At 69.8% G+C, this 24,808-nt stretch carries 24 protein-coding genes, 3 pseudogenes and 1 other annotated feature; of the genes and pseudogenes, 12 read left to right on the top strand and 15 right to left on the bottom strand.

Going from position 1 to position 24,808, the window contains the following annotated elements:
- Positions 1 to 2 precede the first annotated feature (2 nt).
- Positions 3 to 703 (bottom strand): annotated as a pseudogene (locus RF650_RS10940) (aspartate/glutamate racemase family protein).
- Between the two features lie 250 nt (positions 704 to 953).
- Positions 954 to 1,622 (bottom strand): hypothetical protein, encoded by a 669-nt coding sequence (locus RF650_RS10935; protein ID WP_368814919.1) that lies wholly within the window; start codon positions 1,620 to 1,622, stop codon positions 954 to 956.
- A gap of 105 nt (positions 1,623 to 1,727) precedes the next feature.
- Between RF650_RS10935 and RF650_RS10930 the strand changes: the two genes are divergently transcribed.
- The 3 genes and pseudogenes from RF650_RS10930 to RF650_RS10920 form a co-directional block, all read left to right on the top strand.
- Positions 1,728 to 2,513: a hydroxypyruvate isomerase family protein gene (locus RF650_RS10930; RefSeq protein ID WP_368814918.1), complete on the top strand. Its 786-nt coding sequence runs from the start codon at positions 1,728 to 1,730 to the stop codon at positions 2,511 to 2,513.
- Positions 2,514 to 2,691: 178 nt separating this feature from the next.
- A complete protein-coding gene (locus tag RF650_RS10925; RefSeq protein ID WP_368814917.1) occupies positions 2,692 to 3,822 on the top strand; it encodes a glycerate kinase in 1,131 nt (376 codons plus the stop codon).
- A 252-nt stretch (positions 3,823 to 4,074) separates the two neighbouring features.
- A pseudogene (locus tag RF650_RS10920) lies at positions 4,075 to 4,648 on the top strand (hypothetical protein); the annotation flags it as partial.
- A gap of 81 nt (positions 4,649 to 4,729) precedes the next feature.
- Here the strand turns inward: RF650_RS10920 and RF650_RS10915 are convergent.
- On the bottom strand, positions 4,730 to 5,290 hold the full coding sequence (locus tag RF650_RS10915) for a DUF664 domain-containing protein (protein WP_131333502.1): 561 nt from the start codon (positions 5,288 to 5,290) through the stop codon (positions 4,730 to 4,732).
- 94 nt (positions 5,291 to 5,384) lie between these two features.
- Here RF650_RS10915 and RF650_RS10910 point away from each other — a divergent pair, with 94 nt between their 5' ends.
- The gene (locus tag RF650_RS10910; RefSeq protein WP_368814916.1) at positions 5,385 to 6,341 is read left to right on the top strand and encodes a helix-turn-helix transcriptional regulator; all 957 of its coding nucleotides are present in this window, start codon (positions 5,385 to 5,387) and stop codon (positions 6,339 to 6,341) included.
- A 74-nt stretch (positions 6,342 to 6,415) separates the two neighbouring features.
- On the opposite strand, the gene RF650_RS10905 is transcribed toward RF650_RS10910, so the two are convergent.
- The gene (locus tag RF650_RS10905) at positions 6,416 to 6,526 is read right to left on the bottom strand and encodes a VOC family protein (RefSeq protein ID WP_312919750.1); all 111 of its coding nucleotides are present in this window, start codon (positions 6,524 to 6,526) and stop codon (positions 6,416 to 6,418) included.
- Positions 6,527 to 6,576: 50 nt separating this feature from the next.
- Here RF650_RS10905 and RF650_RS10900 point away from each other — a divergent pair, with 50 nt between their 5' ends.
- Together RF650_RS10900 and RF650_RS10895 are read left to right on the top strand one after the other, a co-directional pair.
- Positions 6,577 to 7,644, top strand: coding sequence for an IS3 family transposase (locus RF650_RS10900; RefSeq protein ID WP_368814915.1), 1,068 nt, complete (start codon positions 6,577 to 6,579; stop codon positions 7,642 to 7,644).
- Positions 6,680 to 6,810: a sequence feature (AL1L pseudoknot), on the top strand. Its footprint overlaps the gene before it by 131 nt.
- A 97-nt stretch (positions 7,645 to 7,741) precedes the next feature.
- Positions 7,742 to 8,593: a methyltransferase domain-containing protein gene (locus tag RF650_RS10895; RefSeq protein ID WP_131333506.1), complete on the top strand. Its 852-nt coding sequence runs from the start codon at positions 7,742 to 7,744 to the stop codon at positions 8,591 to 8,593.
- A gap of 624 nt (positions 8,594 to 9,217) precedes the next feature.
- On the opposite strand, the pseudogene RF650_RS10890 reads toward RF650_RS10895, so the two are convergent.
- A pseudogene (locus tag RF650_RS10890) lies at positions 9,218 to 10,399 on the bottom strand (hypothetical protein); the annotation flags it as partial.
- Between the two features lie 10 nt (positions 10,400 to 10,409).
- On the opposite strand from RF650_RS10890, the gene RF650_RS10885 reads away from it, so the two are divergent.
- Entirely contained in the window at positions 10,410 to 10,889 is a 480-nt protein-coding gene (locus RF650_RS10885) for a hypothetical protein (RefSeq protein WP_368814914.1), read from the top strand.
- Positions 10,810 to 11,496: a hypothetical protein gene (locus RF650_RS10880; protein ID WP_368814913.1), complete on the top strand. Its 687-nt coding sequence runs from the start codon at positions 10,810 to 10,812 to the stop codon at positions 11,494 to 11,496. Before RF650_RS10885 ends, RF650_RS10880 begins: the two co-directional genes overlap by 80 nt.
- On the opposite strand, the gene RF650_RS10875 is transcribed toward RF650_RS10880, so the two are convergent.
- Positions 11,474 to 11,731: a hypothetical protein gene (locus RF650_RS10875; RefSeq protein WP_368814912.1), complete on the bottom strand. Its 258-nt coding sequence runs from the start codon at positions 11,729 to 11,731 to the stop codon at positions 11,474 to 11,476. The two genes, RF650_RS10880 and RF650_RS10875, sit on opposite strands and share 23 nt — an antisense overlap.
- A 331-nt stretch (positions 11,732 to 12,062) precedes the next feature.
- Here RF650_RS10875 and RF650_RS10870 point away from each other — a divergent pair, with 331 nt between their 5' ends.
- From RF650_RS10870 to RF650_RS10860, 3 genes are all read left to right on the top strand, one after another.
- Entirely contained in the window at positions 12,063 to 12,989 is a 927-nt protein-coding gene (locus RF650_RS10870) for a VOC family protein (protein WP_368814911.1), read from the top strand.
- Between the two features lie 84 nt (positions 12,990 to 13,073).
- Entirely contained in the window at positions 13,074 to 14,036 is a 963-nt protein-coding gene (locus tag RF650_RS10865) for an aldo/keto reductase (protein WP_368814910.1), read from the top strand.
- Between the two features lie 145 nt (positions 14,037 to 14,181).
- On the top strand, positions 14,182 to 14,736 hold the full coding sequence (locus RF650_RS10860; RefSeq protein ID WP_144998467.1) for a type 1 glutamine amidotransferase domain-containing protein: 555 nt from the start codon (positions 14,182 to 14,184) through the stop codon (positions 14,734 to 14,736).
- 240 nt (positions 14,737 to 14,976) lie between these two features.
- Here RF650_RS10860 and RF650_RS10855 read toward each other — a convergent pair whose 3' ends face one another.
- From RF650_RS10855 to RF650_RS10830, 6 genes are all read right to left on the bottom strand, one after another.
- The gene (locus RF650_RS10855; RefSeq protein WP_270256807.1) at positions 14,977 to 16,068 is read right to left on the bottom strand and encodes an alanine--glyoxylate aminotransferase family protein; all 1,092 of its coding nucleotides are present in this window, start codon (positions 16,066 to 16,068) and stop codon (positions 14,977 to 14,979) included.
- A 187-nt stretch (positions 16,069 to 16,255) separates the two neighbouring features.
- Entirely contained in the window at positions 16,256 to 17,485 is a 1,230-nt protein-coding gene (locus RF650_RS10850) for an MFS transporter (RefSeq protein WP_368814909.1), read from the bottom strand.
- 269 nt (positions 17,486 to 17,754) lie between these two features.
- A complete protein-coding gene (locus RF650_RS10845; protein WP_064847396.1) occupies positions 17,755 to 18,219 on the bottom strand; it encodes an SRPBCC domain-containing protein in 465 nt (154 codons plus the stop codon).
- Positions 18,212 to 19,156 (bottom strand): glycosyltransferase family 2 protein, encoded by a 945-nt coding sequence (locus RF650_RS10840; protein WP_368814908.1) that lies wholly within the window; start codon positions 19,154 to 19,156, stop codon positions 18,212 to 18,214. The genes RF650_RS10845 and RF650_RS10840 overlap by 8 nt, the downstream gene beginning before the upstream one ends.
- On the bottom strand, positions 19,153 to 20,487 hold the full coding sequence (locus RF650_RS10835) for a PIG-L family deacetylase (protein WP_368814907.1): 1,335 nt from the start codon (positions 20,485 to 20,487) through the stop codon (positions 19,153 to 19,155). The genes RF650_RS10840 and RF650_RS10835 overlap by 4 nt, the downstream gene beginning before the upstream one ends.
- Positions 20,484 to 21,578: an acyl-CoA dehydrogenase gene (locus RF650_RS10830; protein ID WP_368814906.1), complete on the bottom strand. Its 1,095-nt coding sequence runs from the start codon at positions 21,576 to 21,578 to the stop codon at positions 20,484 to 20,486. Before RF650_RS10830 ends, RF650_RS10835 begins: the two co-directional genes overlap by 4 nt.
- A gap of 92 nt (positions 21,579 to 21,670) precedes the next feature.
- On the opposite strand from RF650_RS10830, the gene RF650_RS10825 reads away from it, so the two are divergent.
- The gene (locus RF650_RS10825) at positions 21,671 to 22,039 is read left to right on the top strand and encodes a GntR family transcriptional regulator (protein ID WP_131333525.1); all 369 of its coding nucleotides are present in this window, start codon (positions 21,671 to 21,673) and stop codon (positions 22,037 to 22,039) included.
- A 44-nt stretch (positions 22,040 to 22,083) separates the two neighbouring features.
- Here the strand turns inward: RF650_RS10825 and RF650_RS10820 are convergent, their stop codons facing one another.
- Genes RF650_RS10820 through narJ form a run of 3 tightly spaced genes read right to left on the bottom strand, consistent with a single transcriptional unit; the run spans position 22,084 to position 24,796 of the window.
- Positions 22,084 to 23,307 carry a nitrate/nitrite transporter gene (locus RF650_RS10820; protein WP_131333527.1) on the bottom strand — a complete coding sequence of 408 codons (1,224 nt, stop codon included), beginning with the start codon at positions 23,305 to 23,307 and terminating at the stop codon, positions 22,084 to 22,086.
- A 35-nt stretch (positions 23,308 to 23,342) separates the two neighbouring features.
- Positions 23,343 to 24,149, bottom strand: a complete 807-nt coding sequence (narI, locus tag RF650_RS10815) for a respiratory nitrate reductase subunit gamma (RefSeq protein ID WP_131333529.1) — start codon at positions 24,147 to 24,149, stop codon at positions 23,343 to 23,345.
- Complete coding sequence (gene narJ / locus RF650_RS10810; protein ID WP_318281453.1) at positions 24,146 to 24,796, bottom strand: nitrate reductase molybdenum cofactor assembly chaperone; 651 nt, start codon at positions 24,794 to 24,796, stop codon at positions 24,146 to 24,148. Before narJ ends, narI begins: the two co-directional genes overlap by 4 nt.
- Between the last annotated feature and the right edge of the window lie 12 nt (positions 24,797 to 24,808).

The raw sequence follows: 24,808 nt of genomic DNA, 5'->3' as shown, positions 1-24,808 counted from the left end.
CCTCACCGCTCGAATGGGAAACCCTTCAGGTCCTTCGGCAGAGGGGTCGCGTACGTGCGGACCTTGGAGGTCCTCAGCCCCAGCCACACCAGCGACTGCGCCACGGTGACCGCAGCAGCCACGCCGTCCATCACGTGCACGCCGCACCACTCGAGCACGGCGTGCTCAAGGGTGGCCATCCCGCCGCAGCCGAGGACAACCACCTCGGCTGCGGCCCTGTTCGATGGCCCGCTGCGCTTCAGCGACGATCGTCTCGACCGCCGCGTTCTCATCCCGCTCCAGGTCCAGCACGGAGGTGTTCGGCGCCCGCACGGACGCGCAGCGCTCCATCAACCCGGCCAGCCGCAACCGGTCCTCGATGAGCGGCACGGTGCGGCCCAGGGTGCTCACTCCCGGTGTAGCTGCGCCTCATGAAGATGGCGATGGAAGCGGCCACCTGGGGATGTCCACGACGGGCTGGTCGAGGAGCTCCTGCAGACCTTCCCGCCGGTGCTCGCCGAACCTGGCCTGGATCACAGGGGTGAAGGGCGGGTCGTAGGTCAGCACCGCGTCCATCACCCCCACCGCGGCGAGGTAGGACTCCACGTTCCCTTCGCACGACGGCGCCGAATGTGGGCGTGAGCCCCACGATCTCCACGCCGGGCTCGGCCACGGCGCGCGGGGCCTCCGCAATGGACTCGGTCATGGAGGGTGTGGTGTTCATGTTGTCGGTCAGGATGCGCCTGGTGGGTCCTTCGGGTGGTCGGGGATCGGGTGGCACGACGACGCCGTGCTCCACCCTGCGGGGCAGGTGGGAGGGAGCCCGCGGCGGCGTCGTCGGCCGCGATCTCGTGCGAGACGCAGGGTCGGTGCGAAGTGGCGGCCACGATGGCCTCACCGTGCTGGTCGGTGCACTCGAGCTCGCGCTTGGCGGTGACCAGGTAGCACAGGGCGCCCAGGTCGGCCCCAATGAACTACGAGAACTCGCCGACGGCCTGGAAGACGGGCAGCAGGGCGACCGCCAGAGAGGCCAGTATCGTGGGGACGAACGCCCCGGTTGCCCGGGGGTCACGCCGCCGCGGTAGACGTACTCGCCGTCGTGGGTGTCCATGGAGAGCTGGGGCACGTTCACGCTGGAGCGGCGGATCAGCCAGTAGTCCACCATGATGATCCCGAAGAGCGACCAGAGCAGCGGCGCCCAGCCCACCCAGGAAGCACACGATCACCACGGGCGAGGTGTAGAGGTTCCACGGCAGGATCAGCAGCGCTAGGGACGCGAGCACCTGCAGCGCGCCCACACCCAGGACCGTGAGCACCTGCCACGCACCGAGTCCGAGGGCGAAGAGGCCGATGGAGAAGCCGTAATTGCCCAGGGAGTGCACGTCGTTGGCCCTCATGGTGAAGATGCTGTACGCGCTCCACGTGCGCCCGTAACGGCTGGTGGGAGCGAGGTCCACGGTGTAGAGCCTGTCTCTCGTGTCCGAGCGCGGCTCGTGGGCGACGCCGGGCGGTGTGTGCAGGCGCCCGGGCTCGGGACGACCGCCCGCCTGCTCCGTGGTGCGGGCGAAGTCCTGGAGAAAACCGTGAGACGACGTCGCACCGTTCAGCTCCCAAATCTCACACCACGGGTTGACGCGCATCACACCCGGTCGATAACTTTTTCATTCATCAGAACTCCAATTTCACTCCATGGAATCAAGGCGTAAGAAAACGGGGCGGCCGCGCCACCGCCCCGGGGAGGGCCCACCGTGCGGTACACCGTGAACGCCTCGATCATGCTGACCGACCTGCCCGTGCTGGAGCGCCCCGCCGCCGTGGCGCGCGCAGGCTTCTCCGCGGTCGAGTTCTGGTGGCCGTTCCCCGCCACCACCCCGTCCGAGAGGGAGATCGAGGACTTCGCCCGGTCGCTGGAGGACGCGAACATCCAGCTCACGGGCCTGAACTTCTTTGCCGGGGACATGCCCGCCGGTGAGCGGGGAGTCCTCTCCCACCCCACGCGCACGGATGAGTTCCGGCGAGGCGTGGACTCCCTGGTGCGCGTGGCCCGGGCCACGGGCTGCCGGGCCTTCAACGCCCTCCACGGCAACCACCTGCCGGACGTGCCCGTGGCCGAGCAGGACGACGCCGCCGTCGAGAACCTCCGGTACGCAGCAGACGCGGTCGCGGTCTTCGGCGGGACGGTCCTGGTGGAACCGCTCTCCGGCGCCTCGACGTATCCTCTGCGCACCGCAGCGGACGTCATGGCCGTGCTCGACCGCGTGAACTGCCCGAACGTGAAGCTGCTCGCGGACTTCTACCACCTGGCGGTCAACGGGGAGGACGTCGAGGCCCTGATCGAACGGCACGCCGCGGAGTTCGGGCACATCCAGCTCGCGGATGCGCCCGGCCGCCACGAGCCGGGCACGGGCGATCTGCCGCTGCTCCGGTGGGTGGCCCGGGCCCACGAGCGCGGCTACCACGGACCGGTGGCGCTGGAGTACGTCCCCTCCCAGGACGACCCCTTCGCGTGGCTCCCCCGCGACCGGCGCGCGTGAGCCCGCAAGCCGACCCCACCCACAGAGGCCGCGCGGGTGAGCACCGCGTGGCCGGGCCCCGAGCGGGCGGGCACGCCGGGCGGGTGCCACGTGAACAGGTGCCGAGCGAGCGGGTACCGCGTGGGCGGCGTTGTGCTGGAATGGTCCCGGAACCGGACATCCCCAGAAGGAGGACACCGTGCGCGTCGTCGTGGCACCGGACAAGTTCAAGGGGTCGGTGACCGCCCACGAGGCGGCGGCCGAGCTTGCGGCGGGCATCGCCGAGGTGCGCCCGGACGCCGTCGTGGAGGTCCTCCCGGTCGCCGACGGCGGAGAGGGGACGCTCGACGCCGCCCTGGACGCGGGCTTCGAGCGCCACGACCTCACCGTCACCGGACCCGCGGGAGGTCCCGTCCCCGCCGCGTGGGGTCGACGCGGAGACGAGGCCGTGGTGGAGATGTCGTTGGCTTCGGGCCTCGCTGTCCTCCCCATCCAGGGCGGCCGCCCCGTGCTCGCACCCCGCACCGCCACGAGCCGCGGCACGGGCGAGCTCGTGGCCGCCGCGCTCGATGCCGGCTGCACCCGCGTGCTGCTCGGCGTGGGTGGCAGCGCGACCACTGACGGCGGCGCGGGGATGCTCGCCGCGCTGGGGCTGCGCCTGCTGGACGTGAACGGCCGCGACCTGCCCACTGGCGGCGCGGCGCTCGCCGAGTTGCATCACGTGGATGCCGCACAGCTGCACCCACGCATCCGGGACGTCGAGTTCGTGCTTGCCGCGGACGTCGACAACCCTCTGCTCGGCCCGCACGGTGCCGCCACGGTCTTCGGCCCGCAGAAGGGCGCCTCCGAACAAGACGTCTTGGACCTCGACGCCGCCCTGGCCGTGTTCCGCGACCGCCTCGGGGACGCGCTCGGCGACCCGGCCCGCCAGGCCGCGGATGCCCCCGGCGCGGGGGCCGCGGGCGGCGTCGGATACGCGGGACTCGCGGTGCTGGGGGCGCGGCGCAGGCCGGGGATCGACGTCGTGCTCGACCTTGTGGGGCTCGATGCAGCCGTGGCCGGCGCGGACCTGCTGCTCACCGGCGAGGGCAGCCTGGACGAGCAGAGTCTCGGCGGGAAGACGCCGCTGGGCGTGCTGCACGTGGGGCGGCGCCACGGCGTGCCCGTGGTGGCCGTGTGCGGGCGCACCACCCTGGATGCCGCGACACTTCGCGAGGCGGGGTTCGCCGCCGTCCACGAACTGCGCGCGCTTGCAGCGGACCCAGAAACGTCGATGCGAGAGGCACCCCGCCTGCTCCGGGAGGTCGGTCGCCGCATCGCCTCGCAGTGACGGAGCCTTCCATTTCCACGGGCACTCGTGGACGAGACGCCTCTCACGCACCGCACCGCCCGGCCACGAGCGCCGGAACGCGCCAGCGGAAGGGCACCCCTTCCACGAATGCCTCCCCGCAGCACGGTTCACGTCAGAACAAGACCCCGGAGTCCGCCCGGAACAAGAGCCCCCGGCCCGGGGCGACCGCAGACCCGGAGGTCGACGAGGAGCGCGCGAACGAGCGGGTGCGGGCGACGGTGGAGCAGGCGCATGCCACTGAACTCCGTGCCCGCCACCGTGAACGTGCCCGCCCTGGAGTACGAGCGGCTGTTCACGGCGCACAACGCGTTCGTGGACATCGGCTTCCGGGGCGGCGCCGTCCCCAGCAACAAGGAGGACCTGCGCCCCCGCACGATGACGGCGTGTACGACTTCAAGTGCTTCCTGCTGCACTCCGGGGTGGACGAGTTCTCCCACCTGGAGGCGGACGAGATGGCGGAGGCGCTCGAGGAGAACGTCGAACGCACCCGCTGGACCGGGGCGCGCTCGCACATCCTGCACCCGTCCTCCTCGGACGCCATCCCCATGATCCGCTCCGCGAAGAACGACGGCCTGGACATCACCGTAGAGACCCGCCCCCACTACGTCACACTGCTCGCGGAGGAGATCCCGGACGGCGCCACGAGGGCCACGTGGTGGACGCCCAGCGACTGAACCATGAGAACCCCATCACCCCCTACCAGGGCACGGTGCTCTCCGGGAAGATCCGCAAGACCTTCGTGGGCGGGCACGAGGCGGACTACGAGACACCCATCGGCCGCCTGATCTCGCGCGGCCAGGCCTGACGACGACCTGCCCCACCTTTGTGACGGCGGGACACCGCGCCGTCTGCCCGCCGTGCTGATCGTGCGTTCAGGACGACGGCGCTATTTGGCCTGCCAGGGGGTCACGAAGTCATTCGCGGGTCGTCCCTCGATCGCTGCGAGCAGCTCCGCGGCCTGTGCGCCGTCGATCTCCTCGCGGATGATGTCGGCGTGCCCCGCGTGCCGGGCGAACTCCTCCACATGGTGGACGTAGAGGTATCGCAACTTCGCCGGGCGTGCTTCAGTCATGCCCACCCAGGGCATGGGGCCCACTGGCAGCTCCGCGTCGAGGTCACCGTCACGGCACATCCTCATGTATTCGCCACGAACCTCGTCGAAGGTCTCCAGCAGTGTCACGATGTCCTCGTCGTCCGACGGCGTGAAGCTCGCGAAGAACGCCTCGAACGGCTGGTCGTGCTCGTGGTGTCCGGCTCCGAAGAGCGACTGCTTCATGCAGTAGACGACGTGCTTGGTGATCCCACTGATGCTCAAGGTGCTGCGCAGGGGAGCGCGACGAGCCTGGTCGTCGTCGAGACCGTAGGAGCTGGCTCGGATGGCATCGAGCTGAACGTCCAGGTAGTTGCAGAGCGTGGCACGCTCGTTGTCGATCTGGGGCAGGTACACGATGATGTCCTCTCGGGGTCAGTGGGCGCTGTCACGACCATGACACCAGGCCCTGCGGACAGGTTCGGTCCGCTGCCTCCGCGAGAATGCAGACATGGCCGAAACCACTCAGCGCGTACTTCGCCTGCTCGGGCTGTTGGAAGCGCGCACCACCTGGAAGGCGCACGAACTCGCCACCCGTCTGGAAGTGACGGAGCGCACCGTACGGAGGGATGTGACCAGGCTGCGACAGCTGGGCTACCCGGTGGAAGCCGCACGAGGTCTGGACGGCGGGTACCGCCTGGGTACCGGGCGCCGCCTCCCACCCCTGCTGCTCGATGACGACGAAGCAGTCGCCCTGGTTGCCTGCCTCCGCATGGGCGCGCTCTCTGGCACAGATGACGTGGGAGAAGCCGCTCTGCGCGCGCTGACGAAGCTTGACCAGCTTCTGCCTCCGCGACTGCACTCACTCGTCGCAGCCGTTGACGGGGCTACTCGAGCTCTCCCGCGCAACAGACCTGCCGTTGATCTCCACCTGCTGCAGCAACTGGCGACGGCACAGCGTGACCACACGTTGGTGCGTTTCGACTACCGCAAGCCCACCGGGGAGGTCAGCTCCCGGGAGGTGGAGCCGGTGCGACTCATGACCCAGGGGGAGCACTGGTATTTGCGGGGTTTCGACCGCGTGCGGGACGACTGGCGGGTGTTCCGCCTGGACCGGGTGACCAACCTCCGCGCCACGACCTGGCAGTTCGCGGTTCGTGAGGCGCCGCCGCTGGACTTCCGCCGCGATCTTGCCAGCCGCTACCCGTGCCGTGTCCGCGTGGAGATGGGCGTCGATGTGGAGAAAGCCACGGCCCGGATACCGGCCCCCTACCGGAGCAATCTGGAGCCCACTGCTCGCGGCTGCCGTTTCCTTGTGGGCGCACCCGATTGGGACGACCTCGCATGGCACGTCCTGTGGATCAGCCGAGACCTTAAAGCTCCTGTGACAGTCCTGGACGGGGCAGATGCGGATCCGTTCCGGGAGGCCATGGCACGCATCTCAGACCACGCGCGAGAGGCGAGTTAGGGGGTGCCGGCCGGGGCTGATCGCCGCGGGCGGTGTGAGGTCGATGATTTCGGGCCCTCCGGTTGAGTTTCTCATCAGTCCGGGCGAACAGCGCTCAAGCAGAAGATGTGACCCATCGGGTCGAGCATGACGCGCCACGGTTCGGGTGAGGGCTGGAAGTTCGCTTCCCGCGCACCGAGCTTCATGGCAGCACCGAGGAAGTACCCCCGATGAACCTCGGGACAGTGCCACGAGGATGGCCGTGGGCGCGCGACGGGATCCGGCCACGCCGATCGGCTGGCTGAGCTGGAGAAGGAAGTGCGTGAGCTTCGCCGGGCGAACGCGATCCTGCGATCGGCCGCGGTTTTTTCGCAGCGGAGCTCGACCGCCCACAGAGATGATCGTGACGTTCATCGACCAGCACAAGCACGAGTTCGGCGTCGAGCCGATCTGCCGCACGCTCACCGCAGCGGGCACCCAGATCGCGCCAAGCACCTACGACGCGTTCACGTCCCGCCCGCCCTCGAAGCGGGCACTGCGCGACGAGGAACTGCTGGTCGATATCCGGCGCGTGCACGCGAAGAATTTCGGAGTCTACGGCGCGAAGAAGCTCCACGCCCAACTGCGCCGGGAAGGGGTCGGGGTGGCGCGTTGCACGGTCGAGCCGCTGATGCGCGCGGCGGGGCTGCCCGGGATCAGCCGCGCGAAAGGGACTCGCACCACGATCCCTGGCCGCGGCCCGGACTCCCGGCCTGACCTCGTCGAGCGGAACTTCACGGCGACCGGACCAAATCAGTTGCGGGTCGCGGACACCACCTATTGCCGCACGTTCGCGGGCTGGGTCCACGCAGCGTTCGTCATCGACGTGTTCTCCCGCCGCGTGGTCGGCTGGCAGGCCTCGACGTCGCTACGGACCGACCTCGCCCTGGGCGCCCTCGAGATGGGCATCTGGACCCGTCAGCACTCAGGTCACGACATCTCCTGTCTCACGCACCACAGCGACGAGGGGGTCAAGTACGTCGCCGTCCGCTACACCGAGCGACTCGCCAAGGCCGGCGCGGTCGCCTCGGCCGGTTCGACCGGCGACTCCTACGACAACGCTCTCGCCGACGCCTTCAACTCGCTCTACAAGGCCGAGCTGATCCGCAACCGCGGACCGTGGAAGGCCATCGACGACCTCCCGGCGACCGCCGACGCGGCACTTGCGCGCCTCTCACAAACCCGGGTCGATTCACGCCACAACTGTTACAGCGACGACGGCGTCTCGACCCATCAACGTCGCCGGTCAGTACATCTCGTGAGGCTCGTCTTAAGCGCCAGGTGACACGCCCGGGTCTCTGAGGCGCCAGTGGTTGCGTCAGCTCGTCTCACCATGCGACCTCGCCTTTTTGCCACTCACGCATACGCCCTACCGTTCCCTCATGACCACCCCGTCCGATTCCGCCCAGCCTCTCCGCTACAGCCACGGCCACCAGCCAGCGGTCCTCGCCTCCCACGGAACGCGGACGGCCGCGACCAGCTGCGCCTACTTCCTCGACCGCCTGCGCCCCGGAATGCGAATTCTGGACTTGGGGTGCGGCCCCGGTTCAATCACCTTGGACCTGGCGGAGCTCGTGGGCCCCACCGGGCAGGTGGTCGGCATCGACTTCTCCGAGGACGCCGTCGCCGCGGCACGTGAGAACGCGCGGAGGCGGGCGGACACGACCACCACGTTCCTCGCCTCCGACCTTTTCACCGTGGGTGTCGAGACCGGTTCCTTCGACGTGGTCCACGCCCACCAGGTGCTCCAGCACGTTCCCGACCCCGTGGCGGCGCTGCGCGCGATGGCTATGCACTGCGCCGAGGACGGAATCATCGCGTGCCGCGACGCCGACTACGGCGCTATGGTCTGGCACCCCGAGAGCGCGGGTCTCGACCGTTGGCGAGAGACGTACTGCGCGAGCGCCCGGGCTCTGGGCGGCGAACCGGATGCCGGGCGGCGGCTGCGAGCCTGGGCGCACGAGGCCGGGCTCGACGTCGAGACCGCCCAGTCCTCCACATGGACCTACGCGACCCCCGAGTCGACGCGCTGGTGGGGCGATTCCCAGGCCGAGCGCGTCCGCACCTCGGGTTTCGCCGACCGAGCGCGGGAAGAGGGCCTCTCCCCCGACGAGGTCGAGCAGATCGCCTTCGCCTGGCAGGACTGGGGCCACTCCCCCGACGCCTGGTTCTGCATGCCCCACGGGGAGGTCATCGCCCGCCCCGACTTCGCAGCACGATGCGCAAGGGTCTGACCACCCTCAGCGAGCCGCGGACAGCGGGGTTTTCATGGCTCCAGTCGTGGTGGGCACGTTGCGTGAGCGAAACACACTCTCGCGGCGGGGCCTGTCCAGGCGATTCAGGACCTGTCATTCGAGCTGCCGAACGATGGGCACGAGACAGTCGATCTCGCCCTCACGTCGGTAACTCTCAATCGAAGGCCGGGCGGGGTCGTGCTCCGCCCGCCCAAAGAGGACGTCGAATGCTTCGCCAATCCGTCCGTAGACCTCTGGCACCTCGCCTCGCAGACAGGGCATGGCGAGTTGGATAGTTGCCCATGTGAGAGGTCTAGCCGAGATTTTGGCAAGTTTTCAAGCACTCCCAGCAGACGGGTGGCGTCAAAGGCAGTTTTTCCGATCGGAACTGTCGGGGTGTCCCGCGGCCCGTTTCGATGGTGACGATGCGAAGAGTGGCCGCCGAGGTGTGGAGAGCGCCCCGGAGGCAATGGGATCGGCCAGCCGTTCTTCAACGAACCGCCCGGCATGACACCAGTCCGCGCCTCACACAGGCCGGGCACGGCGCCGTCGGGAGACGCACGCCCCCCGCCAAGGGTGGGCGCCTCGATCACGCACTGCCGGCACAGACCGGCGCGGGTGGTCCTACGACTCGCAGCCGCAGGACTGCTCCTGCTCCCCCGCGCAGCAGTGGCCCTTGGAGGGAGCGGGGACGCCCAGGACCGGCGAGCGGTCGAAGAAGCCCTCGGGGCGCAGCTTGTACGCGACCGGGTGACCCAGGCGATTGGTGGGCTCGGCGCTGGAGACGACCCAGGTGCGGCCCACGGCCGCGTCGGCGTCCCGCACGGCCTCCTTCTCGGTGGCCAGCACGGTGCGCTTGCGCGTGAACGCGTTGCCGCGCGGGCTCACGTCCGAGGACAGGGACACGCGCACGGCGTCCTCCTCTTCCAGGCGGCAGGGGCCGCCGTCGAGCGCGATGTCCAGGCGCGCCGAGAACAGGTGCTGGCGCCACGGCGCACCCAGCCTCGGTGCGATCTCGCGCAGCTCACCGCGTCCGGTGACCACCACGGGCGAGAGGTGGGTGATCTCGCCGACAGTCGCAGCCGAGCTCCAGCGAGTTGGCCCACTGGCCCACCAGGTACTCGCCGGCGTCGAAGTAGTTCTGCCAGGAGCGCACCTGGGATGGATCACCGTAGGGCACCATCATCTCCGCGATGGCCGCGCGGTCCAGGATGCGGCGCTTCTGCCCCTTCTCCTCGAACGCGATGTTGTGCAGCACCAGCCCCTCGCGCATGTCGAAGCCCAGGTCCAGGCTCCACTTCTCCCACTCCGCGTGGTTGCCGCCGGTCACCGTGAAGGACGGGCCCTCCGGCTGGTTGATCTCGATGGGCTTCTGGGTGGTGCGCGTGGGCCCGATCAGCTTCGGGTCCGAGTAGTCGCCATCCTCTTCCGGGACGGGCACCAGCTCGAGGTCCAGCACCTGGTCCACCACGTGGTTGGTGACGTCCACGTAGGCCACCAGCCCGTCGATGGGGTCGCCCACGCGGGCTTATGCTCCTCCTTCTGCAGGAATGCAGGGGCGCGCAGCATCCGCCGCCCCTTCTCGTCCGGGTACTCGAACACGCCCGCGGACAGCGGTGTCACCCGGACCTTCTCCACGGGCAGGCCGCGGCACTCCAGTGAGGCGAGCCAGCGATCGTCGGTCGAGAGGATCTGCTCGACCATCTCGAACTCCTCCTCCAGCACCGGCAGCTCACCGGCCACGGAGGTGTCCCGCTCCACGACGGACTCCACCTCGCGGTTGGTCGCGGAGACGACGGGATCCTTCGCGGTGACCATGCGCCAGATCTCCGCCGGGGCCGGCTACGCCAACGGCGCCCTGAAGACCTACTTCGCGGACAAGGCGGACCTGCTGGAGGCCACCTGCACCCACGTCTTCGAGCGCACCAACGAGAGGGCGGAGCGCGCAGCCGTGGGGCTGTCCGGACTCGGCGCGCTGGTGGCGTTCTGCCGCAAGGTCATGCCCCTGGACGAGGCCAGCGTGGTCATGGCGTTCTGGCAGGGAGCAGCCCACGACCCCGCCCGCGCCGCGCGCAACAACCGCTACATGCACCGGGGGCGGGCAGGTCACGTACCCTACTGGGATGCGCTCGCCCCGCCCGCTTCCCGCCCGCCCCGACGACCACGACGACGGGCCACCGCCCGAGAGCCGCTACCAGCACCTGGACGACCAGGCCGTGCGCGCGTCCGCGGCCGCCCTGCAGCGCAGGATCTACTCCCGCTTCCCCCAGCGCAGCCTGTGGGAGGTCTGCGGTGAGCTGATCGCCCTGGTGGACGAGGTCACCGAGGGTGGTGGCATCAGCCGGCGCCGGATCCGCACCGCCCGCGCCCTGTCCCGGCTGGGCGTCCTGGTGGTGCTGCTCGTCTTCGGCACCGCCATCACCCTGGCGGCGCTGAGCATCTGGGCGGACCCGGATGCCCTCGGCCCGGTGGACTGGCTACCCCTGCTGGAGACGGTGGTCAACGACCTCGTCTTCGCGGGCATCGCCATCTTCTTCCTGCTCGCGGTGCCGCAACGCCTGGAGCGCGCCCGCGTGCTGCGCGTGGTGCACCGGTTGCGCTCGCTCGCCCACGTGATTGACATGCACCAGCTCGTGAAGGTCCCGGAGCGCCTGCCCGCCGCCAGGGTCTACACCGAGGACGCGCGGGAGGACGAACCGGCACTGACGCGCGCACAGATGACCCAGTACCTGGACTACTGCACGGAGATGCTCTCGCTCGTGGGCAAGACCGCCGCACTGTTCGCAGAGGACACCACGGACGCAGACGTGCTGGACGCCGTGGAGGGCATCGAGGCCCTCACCTCGGACATGGCGCGGAAGGTGTGGCAGAAGATCGCGATCATCCAGGAGCAGGGCAGCTGACCACCCACCGCGGGGGTGCCCGCCACGCCGTGAAGACCTGTAGAGCCGGGAGCACCACACAGGCCACGAGGCCCGCGACCGAGGAGCAGACCCCGAAGCCCGGGACGCACGCCAGCAGCACCATCCGACCGATGGCAGGTGCCCCCTCGCCGATGCCCGCGGCCACGAGCGCGGGACGCCCGAGCCGATGCAGCGGGCCGCGGGTCAGCGCAAGACCCAGGGAAAGGACGAACACGAGGGCTCACCGTGGCCACCGCCGTGAGGCCCAGGTGCTGCCAGCAGGCGGCGAGGAACTGCTCGGGGCGCCGGTCCAGAAACTCCCCCACGGGCCTGCCCCCCTCTCTGCTCGACACATCCAGACCCGTGGGCCAGGGCTCGGACGAGTGGTCAGGTTCGGTTGGCCGCCCGAGGGGCGACGTGGTGATTGCCCATTACAAGGTGGCTGCTTGTTGACATTGCATCCATGTTTCCGTCCGGATATACTTGCGGCAGTAACTATTTCTCAGGTAATGTGTTGAGTATTCCGGCGGCCTCCTGGGCCGTCCCCCGACAAGGAAGTGGTTCCCGTGTCCCTGCTCACCCAGCGCCCCGATCCCCGCAGCCTGCGCCGCCGCCCGGCGGACGACCTGCTCTCCGACGGCACCACCATGGGCGCCGTGGAGCTGCTCGTGAAGGACCTGGACGGGATGATCGCCTACTACTCCACCGGCATGACCCTGGACGTGCTGCAGCACTCTGGGGACACCGCCGTACTGGGCCACGACGGCCGCGTGGTCGTGCGCCTGCGCCGCGTCACGGACCTGCCGTCCTGGCGCCCGAACCAGGCGGGCCTGTTTCACACCGCCGTGCTCTTCGACGACGACGCCGCCCTGGCCCGCGCGCTGGCCTCGATGGCCCGTTTCGCACCGGGCACCTTCACGGGCTCCGCGGACCACCTCTACAGCCAGGCGTTCTACTTCACGGATCCCGAGGGCAACGGCGTGGAGCTCTACGCGGACCGCCCCCGGGAGACCTGGCAGCACGAGGCGAACGGCCTGCTCAGCCTGGCCTCCAACTATCTGGACCCGAACGAGTTCCTGCGCACGAATCTGCCCCTGGAGGCGCCACAGCCAACCACGGCACCGGCCTCCACGCTGGGTCACGTCCACCTGCAGGTGGGCGACATTCCCACCGGGCGCAAGTTCTACGTGGACACGCTCGGCTTCGAGGTGATGAGCGACGCCGGGTCCGCCCTGTTCATCTCCGCGGGCGGCTACCACCACCACATCGCTCTGAACACGTGGAACAGCGCGGGCGCCGGTCCGCGCGCCGCATCCCTGGGCCTCGGCCAGGTCAACATCGACCTCCCCACCGGCGAGGACATCGCCGCGCTGGAGGAGCGCCTCACGGACCACCGCGTGGCCACCCGCCACGACGGCGCCGTGCTGCGCTTCGAGGACCCATGGGGCACTCTCATCCAGGTCGCGCAGGCCCCCGAGCCGGGCGTCGCCTGACACTGCCCGCCCCGTAATGTCGGCTTGCTACAGTCGCCAGGCAAAAGGCCCCGACCGGCCACCACACCACCGCAGGAGGTTCCCATGAGCCAGCACGCACCCACCACCGCACGGATCGCCGGGATCGAGCAGGAGATCTTCCGGCTGAACCTGGGCGGGAACACGTTCGGGTGGACGAGCGACGAGCAGCAGTCCTTCGACGTCCTGGACACCTTCGTGGCCGCGGGCGGAAACTTCGTGGACACCGCCGACGTGTACTCCGTGTGGGCCGAGGGCCACGAGGGCGGGGAGTCCGAGACGGTCCTGGGGCGCTGGTTCGCGGCGCGCGGCAACCGTGACTCCGTGGTGCTCGCAACCAAGACCGGTGCGCACCCGCAGTTCCGCGGCCTGGCCCACGACACCGTGGTGGCTTCTCTCGAGGCGTCCCTCGACCGGTTGCAGACCGGTTACGTGGACCTCTACTACGCCCACTATGACGACGCGGACACGCCCATCGAGCAGCAAGTGGAAACCTTTCACGAGCTCGTGGATTCCGGGCGCGTGCACGCGGTAGGGCTGTCCAACTACTCGCCGCAGCGCATGCGCGAGTTCTTCACTGTGGCCCGCGAGCGCGGCATGGCGGTGCCCGCGGCCATCCAGCCGCAGTACAACCTGGTGCACCGCCGCGATTTCGAGCGGGACTACGCCGCGATCGCCCGGGAGTACGACGCTGCCGTGTTCCCCTACTTCGCCCTGGCCTCCGGCTTCCTCACGGGCAAGTACCGCACCACCGAGGACCTCGAAGGAGCGGCCCGCGAGCAGATGGCCCGGGAGTACGTCTCCCCCGAGGGTTTCGCGGTTGCGGAGGAACTGGTCTCCGTGGCGGACAGGCACCGCACCGAGCCCGCCACCGTGGCCCTCGCGTGGCTGCTCGCCAAGGGCGTCACCGCACCCATTGCCTCCGCATCCTCCGCCGCGCAGCTGTCCTCGCTGGTGGCGGCGCCCGCACTGCACCTGGGCGCGGACGACATCGCCGCACTGGACCGGGCATCCCGCCCCTTCGCGTGAGGGGGACGCTGGGTGCACGCAGCAGACGCCGCGCGGCGGCGTCGTGATCGTGTCGCTGACAGCGGAACCGGCGGGGGCGCCCTTGCCAGGGAAAATGCCGCGGTGCCACAGTGGAACCACTACCCAAGAGAAAGGATTCTCGACAATGGCTGAACTATCCGGCAAGAAGATTCTCGTTCTGGTGACCAACCAGGGCGTGGAGCAGGACGAATTGAAGGTCCCCCTGGAGAAGTTGCGTGCTGACGGGGCGGAGGTTACGGTGGCCGCCCCCGAGACCGGCGAGGTGAAGTCCCTCGTGGGCGACTGGGACCGAGGAGAGACCTTCCCCGTAGACCAGACCATCTCCAGCGTCAACGAGTCCGAGTACGACCTGCTGCTGCTGCCCGGCGGAACCCTCAACGCAGACGCCCTGCGCTTGGACCAGGACGCGCAGAAGACCGCCAAGGCCTTCGCGTCCTCCGGCCGCCCAGTCGCCGCCTTGTGCCACGGCCCGTGGCTGCTCGTGGAGACCGGCCTGGTGGACGGAAAGACCCTGACGTCCTACCCGTCAGTGAAGACGGACATCGTCAACGCTGGCGGCAACTGGGTGGACCAGGAGGTCAAGGTGTGCCCCGCCAAGGAGTGGACCTTGATCACTTCCCGCGACCCCGGTGACCTGGAGGCTTTCGTGGGTGCGATCAAGGAGCAATTGAGCATCTGATCCCCTCTTTGCACAGATGCACAGTGGGCCCCGCCGGATCCGGCGGGGCCCACTGTGTCGTTGGGGGCCGTGTGCGGTGGACCGCTGTCCGTGCGGGTGGTGTCGGGCCAGCGAGGGTGCTGCGGATGAGGGCGTCGGCGGGTGCGCACAACACTTATGCTGCGCCGCGCACATCAGAACCCCGATTTCGCGTCTTATCGCAGCACAGATGTTCCCCGAAATGGGCAGGCTCGGCGCCCGTTAGCGGCCCAGCACCTCCCGCAGCGCACCCAGGATCAGCGTGACCGACTCCGGGGCGGCGTTCGGACCCATGAGCCCGATGCGCCACACCGTGTTCGCGTACTCCTTCACACCGGCGCCGATCTCGATGTCGTACTTCTCGAGCAGTTCCCTGCGCACCGCGGCCGAGTCCACGCCCTCCGGCACCTTGACCGTGGTCAGTTCCGGCAAGCGGTGTCCCTGCGCCGCGAACAGTTCCAGGCCCATGGCCTCCAAACCGTCCTGCAGCGCGCGGCCGGCGGCCTCGTGACGCTCGCGAACGGCGTCGAGCCCCTCGTCGAGGACACGGCGCAGACCCGCCTCGAGGGACGCGACCATCGCCACGGGCGCGGTGTGGTGGTAGGTGCGGCTGGAACCGGAGGCCTCCCCCACGTAACCGCCCAGCATGCCGAGGTCCAGGTACCACGAGCGCGGCTTCTCGACCCGGCGCTGCCACGCGCGCTCGGACACCGTGAACGGCGCGAGCCCCGGGGCCACACCCAGGCATTTCTGGGTCCCGGCGTAGCCGATGTCGATACCCCACTCGTCCGCCTTGAGCTCGATGCCGCCGATCGAGGTCACGGCGTCCACGAGCAGCAGTGCGTCACCCTTGATCCGGCCCAGGGCGGCGATGTCCGAGCGCACGCCCGTGGAAGTCTCCGCGTGCACCGCCGCGATGATCTTGGGCGAGGGGTGGGCCGCGGCGACCTTCTCCGCGTCCACGGCTTCGCCGAAGGGGAAGTCCACGCGGATCACGTCCGCGCCGCACCGGCAGGCGACGTCGCACATGCGCTCCCCGAACAGACCGTTGACCGCGATCACCACCGGATCCCCGGGATTCACGAAGTTCACGAACGCGGCCTCCATGCCGGCCGAACCGGTCGCGGAGAGCGGAAGCGTGCGGCGGTTCTCGGTGCCCCACACCGCGCGCAGACCGTCGCACGCGCTGTCCATGATCTCCAAGAACTGCGGATCGAGGTGGCCCAGCAGCGGCCGCGCCAGCGCCTCGGTGGCCTCCGGGTAAGGGTTGGTGGGGCCGGGACCGAACAGATGACGGACGAGAATCTGGCTCATGACTGGGTCTCCTTGCTGGCACCGCCGCGGCGGACCGGGGTTCGCCCGCCGATCGTGCGGGCCCATCGGACGTGTCCTGGATTACGTCCAGCGTAGGCCCAGGCCCCCGCGCCGCGCGATTCACCGCCCGGTGGGTATCACCGACGACGCCGCTCGGGTTCTGTCGTACGTCACACGGCGGCACACCTCAGTTCCCGCTGGGTGCCACCGGGCGGCGTGGCAGGAAGATTGCGGCCAGGACGATCGCGATCACGATCAACGCACCGATGCACAGGGCCGCCCCGCCCCAGCCCGCGCCCGTGAACGCGATGCCGGCGGCGTACCCCAGCGCGGAGGAGCCGCCGTAGTAGAAGAGCGTGTAGAGGGAGGACGCCTGGGCCCGCCCCTCGGTGGCCATGGCGGGAACCCATCCGTTGGCCACGGAGTGCGCCGCGAAGAATCCGGCGGTGAACACCAGCAACCCCGCCACGATCACCGGCAGCCACTGGACGACCGTGAGCAGCAGACCGCCCAGCATGATCAGTGCCGCGGCGATCAACACGGGGCGGCGGCCGAAGCGATCGGCGAGGCTCCCCGCCCGCGCGGAGGACCACGTCCCGGAGAGATAGGCCAGGAACAGCAGGGACACCACGCTCTGGGGCACGTTGAACGGTTCATCCCCCAGGTGGAAACCGATGTAGTTGTACACCGCCACGAAACCACCCATGAGCAGGAACCCCTGCAGGTAGAGGGTTACCAGGCGCACGTCCTTGAGGTTGACCCACAGGTGCGCGATCATCCCCTGCTCCCCCGTGAGCCGCACGGGCTGGGGCGTGAAACCGCGCTGACGCGGGATCAACAGGATGAAAGTCACGGCTGCGGCGGCGGCGATCAGCGCGACGACGCTCGTCCCCACGCGCCAACCGAAGAAGTCCGCGAGCGGGGCGGCCACGATGCGCCCGGAGAGCCCTCCCAGACTCGTCCCGGAGATGTAGGTCCCGGCTGCCACGGCCCCGTAGCGCGGATTGACCTCTTCCGCGAGGTACGCCATAGCCACCGCGGGAATCCCGCCCAGAGCCACGCCCTCCAGGAACCGTAGGCCCACGAGGGATTCGAACGTGGGCATGACGTTGATGAGCACGCCCAGGACGGCGGCGCAGCTGATCGCGGCGACCATGGCGCAGCGTCGTCCCCAGCGGTCCGAGACGAGCGACCACGGGATCACCCCCACGGCGAGACCCAGCGTGGCGGTGGAGACGGCGAGCGCGGCCTGGGCGGCGTCGATGTCGAGGTCCTGGGCCATGATGGGCAGCACGCCCTGCACGGAGTAGAGCTGGGCGAACGTGGCCACGCCGGCGCACAACAGAGCCACGAGGATCCGCTTGTATCCCGGACTGCCCTTGTCGTACCCCTCCCACACCCTGCGTGACGATCCCATACCCGGGTGCACCTCCTGCTGCGACTGTCCTGCCCGGGCAGCTGCGTCTTCCCGGGCCCGGCCGTACCATGCGTGCACGACCTCGGCCAGGGTACGCCCGGTGCGCGCCCGGGCCCGGGCCGCTCCCGCGCGAGGTTTCCGTGCGGCGTCGTGCGGGAGTCACGCGGAAGCGGCGGCACCGCACCCGGACACGACGACGCCCGTGTCCTCCCTCGGGAAGACACGGGCGAACGGTCATTCTGGCGCGGGGCACACCGCTCCGCGGGGTGTCAGGAGCCGGCGACGGTGGAGGCGAGCCGCTCGAGGGACTCCTCCAGAACCTTCTCGCCGAAGAGCGGGAAGCTGATCTTCTTCGTCACCTTGGGGTTGGCGTGCTCCCACGAGTAGGTGAGGGTCACGGTGGTGGAGTCCGAGCCCTCGGGCTGCAGCTCGTACACCCATTCCCAGCCGTTGTCCTCCACGGAGGTGCCCTCGGGGCAGGGCTTCCACGCGATGAGCTTGTTGGGGTCCAGACCGGTGACGTGGTTCTCCGTCTTGTAGTCCCCGCCCATCATCTCGGCGTGCATGTTCATCACGAAGACGTCGCCGACGTTCTGGATGCGCTGGTCCGTGCCAGAGATGACGGTCCCGGAGGCGTCCAGGCTGGGGTGTTTGGCGGGCAGTGTCAAGATCTCGAAGATCTCCTCCGCCGGGGCGTCGATGAGACGGCTGACGGTGATGGACTTCTCACTCATGGCATACCTCCTGATTGACGATGCTGATGGTTTCTACGTTAGCCACGGGAGAGGGAGGCCCTTCAAGCGTTTTTGCGATGGGCGAAGCGGGCGCACGCCACTCCGATTCCTCCCGCGGCAGTGAGAGCGTCCGCAGGTGATGCGCGAACCCGAGCTCCGCACGTCCTTCGAGCCGCCCCGACGTCACCGCACGGATCCGGTCCGTGGCCTCGACCCGTGCGCCCACTCGGTGCAGTGCAGCCAGCAGGGCTTCGTCCTCACTGCACGCCAGGGGCGGGAAACCGCCCGTGTGCTCGTAGAACGAGGCGCGCACACCCATGTTCGCCGCGTGGATGTGCGGGTGGCTCTCTACGAGCGTGTGTTCGCGCTGCCACAGCTCGTACACGTGCGGCGGGCACTCCGTCGGATCCGGTTCCACGGTCCCGAGAATCGCATCCACACCGGCGCCCGCGCGCTGCACCTGGTAGCGCAGCCAGTTCTCGGGCACCATCGTGTCCGCGTCCGTGGAGGCGATCCACTCCGGGTCCGACGCCGCGAGCGCCTGCCGGGCTGCTGCGGCGCGCGCTCCCCCGGCGCTGTGCCATTGCCCCGAAACGATCTCCAGTCGGGCTCGGCCACCGTCCCGGTTCGACACCGCCCACGCCTGGCGCGCGCGCTCCACCGTCCGGTCCGTGCAGCCGTCCGCGGCGAGCACGACCGTGACCTCGACGTCGCCCGTCCCCACAGCGCGCGGCGCCCCCCGCAAGGGCGGCATCGCATCGATTCGGGACGTGCCGGGAGCGGGCCCGGCGACGTCCTCGACGGATGCCCACTCGGACCGTGCGAACGACGGATCATGACCCAGCCCCGCGATCGCACCGGCGACCGACTCGAGGCACCGGCCCACGCGGTCCTCTTCGTTGCACGCCGGGATGATCACGGCGATCCGGCGGATCATGTGTCCCCCGCGGGAACGGGCGCGAAGACCTCGATCACGAAATCGGTTTCGCGGTGGCTCAGCACCCCGCGCAGCCCGGGAGTGCGCCGAGCCTCGCGGTGGACGTCCGCGCCGTCGAGCGGCCAGTCCGCGATCGGGTGCCGCCAGTGGCACAGCACGAGGTGCCCGCCGTCCGCGAGCGCCGCCACGCAGCGCCACAACAGCTCGCGCCATTGCTCGGGCGAGCAGAAGTACCCCATTTCGCTCACCACGATCAGCTCTCGCGGGGACCAGTCCTCGTCCCAGTCGCGCGGCAGCACGGCGCTGACGAGTTCCACGTTCGGCACGCCCTTCCGTTCGAGCCGGGTGCGGGCGGCGCTCAGGGCGACGTCGCTCGCGTCCACCGCGGTCACGGAACGCGCGCGCCGGGCCAGTTCCACCGTGAGGGCGCCCGTGGAGCACCCCAGATCCAGGACGCTGCCGTAATGCTCCCGCGGCAGGCACGCGAGTAGCACGTCCCGCTTGCGCCGCTCGTACCACGAGGTGTCCACGGCCCAGGGGTCCGCGCTCGCGGTGTGCACACGGTCGAACACGGTCCGCTGATCGGGCGTGCCGAGCACGAAAAACTCGACCGAACGATCGAAGTGTTCGAGCACGTGGGGGCCTAGGAGCACCTCGTCCCCCCGCCGGTCGGACAGCGGCTGCACCTGGGTCACGTGGTGGGCCAGGGCGGAGCGCTTGGCAGCGCGAGCGGCGTCGTCCAGTGGGACCCGCACGAGCCCGCGCGGCAGGCGCGTGGGGGAACCCCAGTGCCAGAACCACACGGGGTACTGCAGGCAGCGCACACCCCACGCCCCGGCGGCCGCGACGACCGTGCGGGCCAGAACCTCGTGGTCGGTGTGCCCGTCCTCCTCCCACGTGACGATCACCAACGGCTGCTCCCCCTGCTCGAGCCATTCGAGATGACGGGCCACCGGCTCGGACAGTTCATCCTCGGACAGGCCGCCGTCGGTCAGGGCGAGGTACTCCGGCGGGGTGTCCGTGCTGGTCAGGGTGTGCACCGCGGCGGCGAGCTCTTCGTGGCGCAATGCGGCCAATCGTTCGGGCGTGTGGGTCGGTGAATCCGGGTGGGAGTTCTCCCCCAGGGTCGCCACGACCACCCGCAAATCCGCTCCCGCGTCCGCGAGCCGGTGCACGGTGCCGCCGGCCCCCAAGGTCTCGTCGTCCGGGTGGGCCGCGAACACGACGACCCGGTCCACGCCGGTCAGGTCCACCTCGGGGGCGCGGTGCAGAGCGCCGCAGCGGGCCCAGTCGGCCTCGGGCGTGCCCGGATCACGGTGGTCGAAGCTCACCACGGGGTCTCCTCCGACCCATCCTGGACCAGCTCCAGCAGGGTGCGTCCGAGGGCGGCGGTGTCCCGCTCGGCGTGGTCCTGGCGGATGTAGACCTGCAGGGACTCGACCCGCCGCACGTGTGCGGGGTCCCCCGTGAGCGGACCGGGCCCGGTGGCGCGGGAGACCACGCGGATCACGGTGTCGGCGGCGTCGGCCACCGTGCGGCGCACGCGCAACGCCCATGCGGCGCCGTGCTCACCCGTGGCCTCGCCGCGGTCCACCGCCGCGGCCGCACGGTCCAGGACGGCCTGAGCCGCGCCGAGCGTGAGGTCGAGCTGCCCGAGGGCGGTGCGAGCGACGTCGTCGACGGGGCGTGCGGGGCGCACGAGTTTGCACCACAGCAGATCCGCGACGGACTGTGCGCCGCCGAGCCACACGGCCGCCACGCCCATCCCGCCCCACGCGAAGCCCGGGCGGGTCAGGTACCACTCGTCCGCGCCGAGCGGTTGCGCCGGAACGCCCCCGAAACGGACGGGTACCGTGACGACCTCGGCGAGACCGCGGGACGTCCACCCCGCGGCGGCTTCGGGCCGGAATCTCGGGTGGTCCGTGGCCACGACGAACGCCCGACGGTGTCCCGTGGGTTCCCCGACCTCGTCGGTGACGTGCGCGGTCACGACGGCGCGTGAGACGGAACCCGCGAGCGAGCACCAGGGCTTGGTCCCGGTCAGGGTCCAGTGCGGACCGTCGGCGGCGTCATCATCGGCCGAGTGCGCAGCGGACGACGGCGTGGCCAGCAACGGCTCGCCCGGCCCCTCCGCGGCCCACACGCCCCACGTGTCGCGGTCGGTGATCAGGTCGGTGCGGCCCGCCTGGCGCAGGATGGCCAGGGCGTCCAGGTGGGGTTCGATGATCCTCGCGTACGCGAGGTCCATGCGGCCCAGTGCGCTCAGCTCGCGCCACAGTTCACGCGTGGCGCCCTCCCCCGGGGCGGGCAGGTCGCGTCCGAGTACGCGCGCCTGGTCCAGGGCGTGATCGACGAAGCGTTGCACGGCCCGGGGATCGGCCGGAGCCGCGGCGGGGACGGGAAGTTCTGGGTGCTCGGACACCCCATCATCCTACGTGTCCGGGCGGACACCCACCCCACCTTTTTAGCGGTAGGCCACCTACCATGAGGGGAGTCGATCGAAGGGTACAAGGCATGTTCACGGTGGATCCCGCCGCTTCCACACCGGTGTACGAACAGCTCGTGGAATGCGTCCTGCGGGACGTCTCCTCCGGGGAACTCATGGTGGGTGACCGCATCCCACCGGTGCGCGCGCTCGCGTCCGAGCTGGGGCTGTCCGCGGGCACCGTGGCCAAGGCTTACCGGGAGATGGAGACCCACGGCGTGATCGAGACACGCGGGCGCAAGGGCACGTTCATCGCGCAGGGCCGGGACGACCGCGACGCCGCCGCGGCACGCGCCGCCACCCGGTACCTCGACGAGGTGGCCGGGCAGCTGCACTACTCCCCCGAGGAGTGCATGGCGCTCGTGCAGCACGCGCTGCGCGCCCGTTCGGAGGGGTGACAGCGGCGTCGTCGTCCATGCCTCGGACGACGGCGCCGCCAACCTCACTTCTCGGCCTTGCGCTCCCCGTGCCGGACCACCAGTGCCAGCAGGAACGCGGCAAGGCAGAACACCGCGAGCAGGGTGAGCCCCACGAAGTAGGAGTTGCTCTCGGGGTCGTAGGTGGCGCCCATGACCAGCGGCGGGAAGTAGCCGCCCAGACCGCCGGCCGCGGCGATCACGCCACCCACGGTGCCCACGTTCGCCGCCGGCGTCGCCCGGCCAACCCACGCGAACACGCCGCCGGTGCCGAGGCCCAGGAACAGTGCCATGAGCAGGAACAGTGGACCGTAGACGTGCTCGCCGCTGGGCTGGAACGCCACGAGCACCGCGCACACGATGGTCCCGGCCAGGGACAGCAGCGTGATGACCTTGGGCCCGAGCTTGTCCGCGAGGGTGCCGCCCACGGGGCGGGCGATCACGGCCGCAACCGCGAAGCCCGCGGTACGGGTCCCGGCGGCGGTGGGGTCGTACGAGTAGACGTTGGCGAGGTACGTGGGCAGGTAGTTGGAGAACGCCACGAACGCGCCGAAGACCACGGCGTAGAGGAAGCACAGCTGCCATGTGACCTTGAGCTTGAACGCCGCCTTCAGCTTCGGCACCACCGGCTCCACGGGGACACCCGCGCGCGCCGGGGAGTCACGCAGCATGAACCAGCACAGCACAGCACTGATGGCCACGATCACGGCGATGATCACGTGCGTCGCGAAGTACCCGGTGGCCGCCACGAGCCGCGGGGTGAAGAAGGCGGAGACCGCGGTGCCCACCATGCCGGCACCGAACACGCCCGTGGCGAAACCCTTGCGGTGGGACTCGTACCAGGCGGAGCAGAACGGGATGCCGATCGCGAAGACCGTGCCCGCGATGCCCAGGAAGAACGCGACGACCACCAGCAGCGGGAAGTTGTGCATTCCCCCCACCACGCCGGTGAGCAGCACGAGCGGCGCGGTGATCCCCAGGATCACCGTGAACATCAGCCGCCCGCCGAACTTGTCGGTGAGCGCACCCACGGGAACCCGGGCGATCGAGCCCACGAAGATCGGCATGGCCACGAGGATCGCGGTCTGCCCGGGACTCAGGTGCATGTCGTTCGCGTAGCGCTTGGACAGGGGCCCCACGATGGTCCACGCCCAGAAACCCACGGTGGACGCCAACGTGGCCAGGATGAGGTTCCTGAACTGGCCCTGTTTCAGGTTCGGTGCGGCCTCAGCGGCGGGGACGGCGGACATGACTCTCCTCAGGGGTGGGGCGGGAAGGGGCCGGGTTACTTGACGCGCGTGGAACCGGAGCGTTCGCGCGGGGGCCGCGTGCGGCGTCGTGAACTGGCGCGGTCCTGGGTACCGATGGGCTCCCAACCGCGGCGGTAGTTCACGGAACCGGCACGCGGGGCGTTACCCCGCGAGCGGTAGACGATGTACGGGCGGAAGAGGTAGTGCAGCGGCGCCGTGAAGGCGTGGACCAGGCGGGTGAACGGCCACACCGCGAACAGGGCCATGCCCCACAGCACGTGCACGTGGAAGCTCGTGGAGGCGGCGGCCATGGCCCCCACGTCCGGTTGCAGGATCCACAGGGACCGGAACCACGGCGACACCGTTTCGCGGTAGTCCACGGTGGCCGGGTCGAACACGGACAGCACCGTGGTGGCCAGACCGGCCAGGATCGCGCCGAGCAGCATCACGTACATGAACTTGTCGTTGGCCGTGGTGGCCATGAACACGGGCCCGGTCCGGCGGCGGCGCACGATGAGCATCACGATGCCCACGAGCGTTCCCACACCGGCGACCGAACCGATGGACAGCGCCAGGAAGTGGTAGGCGTGCTGGGACAGACCCGCCGCCTCCGTCCACGACTTGGGGATCATGAGCCCCATGATGTGCCCCACGAGCACGGCCAGGATGCCGAAGTGGAACAGCGGCGAGGCGATGCGCAGCAACCGGGACTCGTAGAGCTGGGACGAGCGCGTGGTCCACCCGAACTGGTCGTACTTGTACCGCCAGATCAGCCCTCCCACGAGGGTCAGCATGACCACGTACGGCAGGATCCCCCACAAGAGGGTGTCGATCACGTTCACTGGTTTCCTCCGGTCATGGGCAGCAGGCGGGGGTCGTAGGCGTCCAGGCCCACGGCCTCGGTGGGCGGTCCGTAACCGGCCATCCGGGCCACGGCTGACTCGTCCTCGGGCGACGGCCCGGGAAGCGTGGAGCACACGAGTTCCACGGCGCACGCCTGGGGCAGGTCGTCCCGGATCAACGCCAGACGCAACAGCTCCAGGGACGGGCGGTAGCGCTGCAACAGCTCGAAACCGTCCTCGCCGGAGACCCGCGCGGCGAATTCGAGCACCACGGGCAAGTGGTCCGGCAGTTCCTCGTCCCCGAACTCGCACCCGTGCGCGCGGTAGACCTGTTTGAACGCGGACAGGGCCTCACCGCGACGGCGCGTGTCACCGTCCGTCCAATAGGTCAGGTGCAGGCTGTGGCGCCGAGACAGGTCGAACTCCTGGACGTAGTCGCCCTGGATCTCCCGCAAGTCCGATTCCCGCAGCCACCGGATCAGGGGTGCCACCTGCTCGGGGTCCACGCCCACCTCGGTCAGCGCCCGTTCCACGAGGGGCAGCTGCTCGATCACCTCGGGGCGCGGGTAGCTCAGCAGTAGGGCCGCCGATTGGCGGATCACCGCGGAACGCTGCGGGTTGCGGTCCCGGTACCCGGGCACCTCCACGGTCCCCTTCCC

Source organism: Kocuria sp. CPCC 205297 (assembly GCF_040981035.1).
In the GTDB taxonomy this organism is placed as follows: Bacteria; Actinomycetota; Actinomycetes; order Actinomycetales; family Micrococcaceae; genus Kocuria; species Kocuria marina.
Note: the sequence above shows the minus strand (reverse complement) of the source record. Positions and strands in the feature narration are given on the sequence as shown.

What these genes read in the sequence shown, in the direction of transcription:
- RF650_RS10850 (WP_368814909.1), bottom strand. Translation starts at nt 17,485, where the DNA reads ATGGGATCGTCACGCAGGGTGTGGGAGGGGTACGACAAGGGCAGTCCG.
- RF650_RS10910 (WP_368814916.1), top strand. Translation starts at nt 5,385, where the DNA reads ATGGCCGAAACCACTCAGCGCGTACTTCGCCTGCTCGGGCTGTTGGAA.
- RF650_RS10845 (WP_064847396.1), bottom strand. Translation starts at nt 18,219, where the DNA reads ATGAGTGAGAAGTCCATCACCGTCAGCCGTCTCATCGACGCCCCGGCG.
- RF650_RS10905 (WP_312919750.1), bottom strand. Translation starts at nt 6,526, where the DNA reads ATGAAGCTCGGTGCGCGGGAAGCGAACTTCCAGCCCTCACCCGAACCG.
- RF650_RS10895 (WP_131333506.1), top strand. Translation starts at nt 7,742, where the DNA reads ATGACCACCCCGTCCGATTCCGCCCAGCCTCTCCGCTACAGCCACGGC.
- RF650_RS10885 (WP_368814914.1), top strand. Translation starts at nt 10,410, where the DNA reads ATGCGCCAGATCTCCGCCGGGGCCGGCTACGCCAACGGCGCCCTGAAG.
- RF650_RS10825 (WP_131333525.1), top strand. Translation starts at nt 21,671, where the DNA reads ATGTTCACGGTGGATCCCGCCGCTTCCACACCGGTGTACGAACAGCTC.
- RF650_RS10900 (WP_368814915.1), top strand. Translation starts at nt 6,577, where the DNA reads ATGGCCGTGGGCGCGCGACGGGATCCGGCCACGCCGATCGGCTGGCTG.
- RF650_RS10860 (WP_144998467.1), top strand. Translation starts at nt 14,182, where the DNA reads ATGGCTGAACTATCCGGCAAGAAGATTCTCGTTCTGGTGACCAACCAG.
- RF650_RS10820 (WP_131333527.1), bottom strand. Translation starts at nt 23,307, where the DNA reads ATGTCCGCCGTCCCCGCCGCTGAGGCCGCACCGAACCTGAAACAGGGC.
- RF650_RS10855 (WP_270256807.1), bottom strand. Translation starts at nt 16,068, where the DNA reads ATGAGCCAGATTCTCGTCCGTCATCTGTTCGGTCCCGGCCCCACCAAC.
- RF650_RS10840 (WP_368814908.1), bottom strand. Translation starts at nt 19,156, where the DNA reads ATGATCCGCCGGATCGCCGTGATCATCCCGGCGTGCAACGAAGAGGAC.
- RF650_RS10865 (WP_368814910.1), top strand. Translation starts at nt 13,074, where the DNA reads ATGAGCCAGCACGCACCCACCACCGCACGGATCGCCGGGATCGAGCAG.